Source organism: Streptomyces sp. A 4/2, assembly GCF_940670765.1.
Lineage (GTDB): Bacteria > Actinomycetota > Actinomycetes > Streptomycetales > Streptomycetaceae > Streptomyces.
Genome location: NZ_CALNVW010000092.1, coordinates 1 through 524, shown reverse-complemented (window position 1 = coordinate 524; position 524 = coordinate 1). Strand labels below are relative to the sequence as shown.

Below are 524 nucleotides of genomic sequence, written 5' to 3'. Positions count from 1 at the left end.
TTTTTTTTTTCAAGCAGAAGACGGCATACGAGCTCGGCACCCACTTCAACGGGCACTTCTGCGGACCGGACGGGGGAGTCGGGACCTGGTCGGTCGAAGAGTGGAAGAGCGAGATCAGCCAGGCGAAGTCGTTCGTGAAGAGCTGGAAGACCAACACCCCGGCCCTCAAGGGTGAGGCACCGCTCCCCTTCGACTACGACAAGGAGCTGATCGGAGCCCGCACCCCGTGTCTGGAGGGGCAGAAGAACATGGTCGCGGCCGCGCGGACCATGGGATTCCGTTACGACTCGAGCGGCGTCGGCAACCAGGTCTGGCCGGCCAAGAAGGATGGCCTCTGGGACCTTCCCCTGCAGCTCGTCCCGGTGCCGGGACGAGCCTTCGAGACTCTCTCGATGGACTACAACTTCATGTTCAACCAGTCCGGCACGACTCAGGGGGATCCGGCGCAGCACGAGTACTGGGGCAACCAGATGCGAGACGGGCTGCTCCAGGCGTTCAGTCGCGCCTACAACGGCAACAGGGCT

The 524-nt window shown here is 63.0% G+C and carries 1 pseudogene; it reads left to right on the top strand.

Annotated elements, in window-relative coordinates:
• A pseudogene (locus NBY69_RS37160) lies at nucleotides 1-524 on the top strand (hypothetical protein); the annotation flags it as partial.